Raw genomic sequence first — 5835 nt, forward strand, 5'->3', positions numbered from 1 at the left:
CTGTAACAAAAAAGATAGAGAAATTCACCCTAAAAGTGTTTAAAGGATATCTCTTTCTCAGAGCTAAAATCCCTATGGCTTTTAAAGGTTGATTTGTCCCTATCTAGTTTTATATATTCGAAAAGAGCTTGACCCTAACGTTGCGTTAGGGTTTATTTTATATGTGTGATATAATTGATTTAATTATGGAGGTCTATTATGAAAGGTATTATTTTAGCTGGTGGTAGTGGTACTCGTTTGTATCCTTTAACTAAGGTAACTAGTAAGCAATTACTTCCTATTTATGACAAGCCAATGATTTATTATCCTATGTCTATTTTAATGCAGGCTGGGATTCGTGAGATTTTAATTATTTCAACTCCTGACGATACACCTCGTTTTCAAGAGTTATTGGGGGATGGTCATCAGTTTGGTATTGAGCTTTCTTATAAGGTTCAACCGAGTCCAGATGGACTTGCTCAAGCGTTTATCTTGGGTGAGGAGTTTATTGGGAATGATAGTTGTGCGATGATTTTGGGTGATAATATTTTCCATGGTCATGGTTTGACAAAGCGTCTTCGTGCGGCTGCAGAAAATGAAGTTGGGGCTACCGTATTTGGTTATTATGTAGAGGATCCTGAAAGATTTGGTGTTGTAGAATTTGATTCTGAGGGTAAGGCGATTAGTTTAGAGGAAAAGCCAACTTGTCCTAAGTCAAATTATGCGGTGACAGGATTATATTTCTACGATAATAAAGTGGTTGAGTATGCGAAGAATTTAAAGCCGAGTGCTCGTGGTGAATTGGAAATCACAGATTTGAACCGTATTTATTTAGAGAATGGTGAATTGAATGTCACTTTACTTGGTGATGGATTCACTTGGTTGGATACGGGTACGCATGAGTCTTTAGTGGATGCGACAAATTTTGTGAAGACGATTGAGGAACACCAGCATCGTAAGATTGCGTGTCTTGAAGAGATTGCGTATGACAATGGTTGGATTGGTGATGATGAATTGGCATCTACTTATGAAATTTATAAGAAGAATCAGTATGGTGCTTATTTGAAGAAGATCATGGATCGTAAGTATATTAAGTAATTGGGGGTATAGCGATGAAGGTAACGGAAACAAAGATTCCTGGCGTATTGATTATTGATACGGATGTATTTGGTGATCATAGAGGGTATTTTACGGAGACGTATTCAAAGCCTAAATATGAGAAGATGGGTATCACAGTTGATTTTGTACAGGATAATATGTCTTTTAGTGCTCAAAAGGGTACGCTTCGTGGTTTGCACTGGCAAAATCCGCCTTATGCACAGAGTAAATTGGTTTCTTGTACGAAGGGTACAGTGATTGATGTGGCTGTGGATATTCGTAAGGGAAGTCCTACATTTGGTCAATGGGTAAGTGTTGAGTTGAGTGAAGAGAATCATAGACAGTTCTTTATTCCTCAGGGATTTGCGCATGGATTCTTAACTTTAACGGATAATGTTGAATTTAGATATAAAGTCGATAATGTATACAACAAGGAATCTGAGGGTGGTATGCGTTATGATGATCCGACTTGTAATGTGGATTGGGGTTCATTGTTAAATGGTATTGAGCCTGTATTGAGCGAAAAAGATCAGATTGGTCCTACTTTAGAGGAATCGAATAATCAATTTGTATATGAAGGAGAATAAAAGAATGAAAATTTTAGTAACGGGTGGTGCTGGTTTCATTGGTGGAAACTTTGTACATTATATGGTAAATAAATATCCTGAGGATATGATTGTAAACTTGGATAAATTGACGTATGCAGGTAACTTAGAGACTTGTAAGCCTGTAGAAGATAAGCCTAACTATAAGTTTATCAAGGGTGATATTGCCGATCGTGAATTTATCATGGATTTGTTTGAAAAAGAAAAATTTGATGTCGTAGTTAACTTTGCGGCTGAAAGTCATGTTGACCGTAGTATTGAAGATCCTGAAATCTTTGTAAAGACAAATGTAATGGGTACAACAACATTATTAGATGCTTGTGTTAAGTATGGTATTCAAAGATATCACCAAGTATCTACTGACGAAGTATATGGTGATTTACCATTAGACCGTCCTGACTTGTTCTTTACTGAAAACACTCCACTTCACACTTCAAGTCCTTATTCGAGTGCGAAGGCAAGTGCTGACTTATTTGTTCTTGCATACCACAGAACGTATGGTTTACCAGTAACAATTAGTCGTTGTTCAAATAACTATGGTCCTTATCATTTCCCAGAAAAATTAATTCCATTAATTATTTCTCGTGCATTAAATGATGAAACAATTCCAGTATATGGAACAGGTGAAAACGTACGCGACTGGTTGCATGTATATGATCACTGTGTAGCTATTGATTTAATTGTTCGTAAGGGACGTGTTGGTGAAGTTTATAATGTTGGTGGTCATAACGAAAGAACAAACTTAGAAGTTGTTAAGACTGTATTACATGCATTAAACAAACCTGAAAGCTTAATTACGTATGTAACAGATAGAAAAGGTCATGACATGCGTTATGCGATTGATCCTACGAAGTTGGAAACAGAACTTGGATGGAAACCAAAATATACATTTGATACAGGTATTCCAATGACAATCCAATGGTATTTAGACAATAAAGAATGGTGGGAAAACATCATTAGTGGTGAATACCAAAACTATTTTGAAAAGATGTATGTAGAAAAAGGAAGAGCTAAGGAATAATCTTTATGTTAAGACATGCTTTTATAATGAGCGTGCATACAAATATGGAGCAGTTACAAGTCTTAGTAACTGCTCTTCATTTTGGAGATGTTTATATTCATGTTGATAAAAAACAAGAAGCTTTATACCAAAATCTAAAAGAAACGTATAAAAGCAATCCCAATGTATTCTTGGTTTCCGATAGAGTGAGTGTAAACTGGTCTGGTTTTAGTCAAGTTCAAGCAACGCTTAAATTGTTAGAATTGGTTGAATCGACTAAAAGAAAGTATGATTATATTCATTTTATAAGTGGACAGGATTTACCTTTAATGTCACATGCACAAATGGATGCGTATATTGAAAGTAAGGGTATAGGTAAACAATTTGTAGAAGTAAACGATATAGATAGCTATAAATGGAGATTAACACAATATTCTTTCTTTAGAGAAAATCCAAATAATCGAAAAAAATTGTATCGATTGACTGACATAGTTCTTCGTTTAATTCAAATGCCTTTTATTCGAAGAAAAAATTTTAAAGGCTTTGAATTGTATAAAGGTTCTTCATGGTTTAGTATTACTTATGATTGTATGAAATATATCTTATCGTACATTAATGAGAATGATTACTGTTCTAAATTTAAATATACGGCATGCCCAGATGAACATTTCTTTCAAGTACTCTTGATGAATTCAAAGTATAAAGATAAAGTATTAAAATATAATTCAAGATACATTGTCTTTGAAGGTTTGAATGCCAGTCCAAAAACATTAGGTGTTGAGGATATGGAGTGTTTTATGAATGGACAATATATGTTTGCACGTAAATTTGATATGAATAAAGATAGACAAGTAATTAGTAAAGTATTAGATAGGGGTTAAAATGAAAAACATCTATATTGTTTTTGATAAATTACATTCAAATGAAGCTGGTGGACTTGTCTCAGCATATGCATCATTAATACAATTATTAAAAGATGACTATACAATTAAGGTTATTAGTATCATTAATTCTAATCTTACTAGACATGATATGTTTTCGGATTGTGAAATCGTAAATGTTTCAAAACACGATTTCTTTCCTAGGATGGAAATTATATCAGATAGTTTGAAAAGTTTTAAGTTGCTTTTATTGTTGAAAGAGTTATTTAAATTGTTATGTTATTTCTGTTATATACCCATATCACGTATTAAAATGAGAAATATGTTCTCTTCAGATGATATTATTATCGTGTCTTCTCCTGCAGCAGGAATGTTCATGAGTTCAAAGAATCGATTTATATTGGAAATACATACAAAGTTTGAGTATTTTTGGGGAACTAATAAATTAGGAAGACTTCAAAGTAAATTGATGTCAAAACCATACATCACTGTTTTTAGAACAAAGTCTGATATGGAAAAGGCAAGTAAATATTTTAACTCTACATATTCTTATAACTTTATTAATAAAGAACTTTTCAATGATACGGTAAGTATTGGTGAAAAGATAAGAAAACATAAAATTATCTATATGGGACGATTTGGAAAAGAAAAGAATCTTCCGAAAATGATTGAGTGTGCAAAGCAATTGAAGAAACAGATTCCTGATTTTACTCTCGATATGTATGGTACAGGGGTTTTAGTAGATGATATTGCAAGATTAATTGAAGATAATGCCTTAAGTGAAAATGTTCATTTATGCGGCTTTTGCAATGATAAAAATATTTTCGATAACTATTCTTTATTATGGCTTACCTCAGATTTTGAAGGAATGAGTATGACAATTATTGAAGCTAAGGCAAAAGGTGTACCTACCATTTCAACAAACTGGGGCGATGGAGTCTTTGAAGTGATTCATGATGAAGAAGATGGTTTTGTAGAAAACACGGTTGAAGATATTGTGGATCGAACGGTTGAATTAATGAATGATAAAGAATTGTTAATAAACATTTCAAAAAATGCACTTAAAAACTTTGACGAGTTTAGTAAAGAAAATGCATATAAGAGATGGATTGAATTATTGAAAAGATTTGAAGGAGAATTAGAATGAAAGTTTTTGTGACAGGTGTGGCTGGACAATTAGGTCATGATGTAATGAATGAATTGGCTTCTAGAGGATATGTTGGAGTAGGTACAGACTTAGCAGAAAGCTATAGTGGAATACAAGATGGTTCTTATGTAACTACGGCTGAATATGTATCTTTGGATATCACAAATTCAGAAGCTGTAATGAATACAATTAAATGTGTTAATCCAGATGTAGTTGTACACTGTGCAGCATGGACGGCTGTAGACTTGGCCGAAGATGAAGATAAACAGGCTAAGGTTAAAGCTATTAATGTGGATGGTACACAAAATATTGCGAATGCATGTAAAGAAGTAGATGCGAAGATGGTTTATATTTCTACAGACTATGTATTTGATGGAAAAGGAACTAAGCCTTGGCAACCGGATTGTAAAGATTATAAGCCATTGAATGTATATGGTCAGACTAAGCTAGGTGGAGAACTAGCTGTTTCAAATGCGTTATCTAAATATTTCATTGTTCGTATTGCGTGGGTATTTGGAAAGAATGGAAATAACTTCATTAAAACGATGTTAAATGTGGGGAAAAAATTTGATACATTACGAGTTGTAAATGATCAAATTGGTACGCCAACCTATACATTTGATTTAGCACGATTATTAGTTGATATGTTTGAAACCGATAAATATGGCTATTATCATGCAACAAATGAAGGCGGATATATTAGCTGGTATGATTTTGCGTGTGAAATCTTTAAACAAGCTGGATATACTACAAAAGTAAATCCTGTAACAACAGAAGAATATGGTTTATCAAAGGCGGCTCGTCCATTTAATTCTCGTTTAGATAAATCTAAACTTGTAGAAAATGGATTTAAACCATTACCTACTTGGCAGGATGCACTAGCCAGATATTTAAAAGAACTTGCTTAATATACATATGTATATTGAGCTTTTATTTTTCATTGATTGGATTAGTAACGTTTGATAATTGTAACGCTTCCACTATCGGTATAAAATAGGACCTAGGGAGCTAACTATATAAAATTCAAGTATTTTTTATGAAAAAGTTTGAAAATATAAAACGACTAGATTTTTTAGTTAGTTTTAAATTGATCTTTGAAAATGTGAATATTGGATTAAATTTAGG

Annotated in this window: 6 protein-coding genes; all 6 read left to right on the top strand. The window is 33.1% G+C overall.

The window, feature by feature from the left end; all coding sequences use genetic code 11:
* The first annotated feature begins 198 nt into the window (after positions 1 to 198).
* The 6 genes from rfbA to rfbD are packed head-to-tail and all read left to right on the top strand — an operon-like array spanning position 199 to position 5618.
* On the top strand, positions 199 to 1077 hold the full coding sequence (gene rfbA, locus H8911_RS11560) for a glucose-1-phosphate thymidylyltransferase RfbA (protein ID WP_186999763.1): 879 nt from the start codon (positions 199 to 201) through the stop codon (positions 1075 to 1077).
* A 14-nt stretch (positions 1078 to 1091) separates the two neighbouring features.
* On the top strand, positions 1092 to 1664 hold the full coding sequence (gene rfbC, locus H8911_RS11565) for a dTDP-4-dehydrorhamnose 3,5-epimerase (protein WP_117924449.1): 573 nt from the start codon (positions 1092 to 1094) through the stop codon (positions 1662 to 1664).
* A 4-nt stretch (positions 1665 to 1668) separates the two neighbouring features.
* Complete coding sequence (gene rfbB / locus H8911_RS11570) at positions 1669 to 2703, top strand: dTDP-glucose 4,6-dehydratase (protein WP_117571150.1); 1035 nt, start codon at positions 1669 to 1671, stop codon at positions 2701 to 2703.
* Between the two features lie 5 nt (positions 2704 to 2708).
* On the top strand, positions 2709 to 3563 hold the full coding sequence (locus tag H8911_RS11575; RefSeq protein ID WP_186999764.1) for a beta-1,6-N-acetylglucosaminyltransferase: 855 nt from the start codon (positions 2709 to 2711) through the stop codon (positions 3561 to 3563).
* A gap of 1 nt (position 3564) precedes the next feature.
* Positions 3565 to 4710, top strand: a complete 1146-nt coding sequence (locus H8911_RS11580) for a glycosyltransferase (RefSeq protein ID WP_186999765.1) — start codon at positions 3565 to 3567, stop codon at positions 4708 to 4710.
* Positions 4707 to 5618 (top strand): dTDP-4-dehydrorhamnose reductase, encoded by a 912-nt coding sequence (rfbD, locus tag H8911_RS11585; protein WP_186999766.1) that lies wholly within the window; start codon positions 4707 to 4709, stop codon positions 5616 to 5618. The genes H8911_RS11580 and rfbD overlap by 4 nt, the downstream gene beginning before the upstream one ends.
* Positions 5619 to 5835: the final 217 nt, after the last annotated feature.

The organism is Holdemanella hominis (assembly GCF_014306155.1).
GTDB lineage: Bacteria > Bacillota_I > Bacilli_A > Erysipelotrichales > Erysipelotrichaceae > Holdemanella > Holdemanella hominis.